The organism is Salinimicrobium oceani, from assembly GCF_012037645.1.
Genome location: NZ_JAAVJR010001351.1, coordinates 1 through 322 on the forward strand (window position 1 = coordinate 1; position 322 = coordinate 322).

Consider the following 322-nt stretch of genomic DNA (forward strand, 5'->3'; position numbering starts at 1 on the left):
GTGACTGCCGCTGCGGTGATCCTCCCTAAGAACTTCAGGAATAAGCTCATTAACGATTCAAAACAGCTTTCGGAAGTTCACAGGGATAAATTACGCCCCGTGATCGAGAAAAAGGCAATTTGTTTTTCTGTACAGCATATTTATATGGAGGAGATCGACCAAATCAATATTTTGAATGCTTCCATCCTGGCTATGCATAAATGTATCGAAAAACTTAATCCTGCTCCGGAATTCATCCTGGTTGACGGGAATAGATTTAAACCCTTCGCCGCCATTCCTCACGAGTGTATAATAAAAGGTGATGGGAAATTTCTTGCCATAG

General features: G+C 41.6%; 1 protein-coding gene. It reads left to right on the plus strand.

Going from position 1 to position 322, the window contains the following annotated elements; translation table 11 throughout:
• On the plus strand, positions 1–322 hold a 322-nt coding region (locus tag HC175_RS22165), incomplete at both ends, for a ribonuclease HII (protein WP_168140015.1).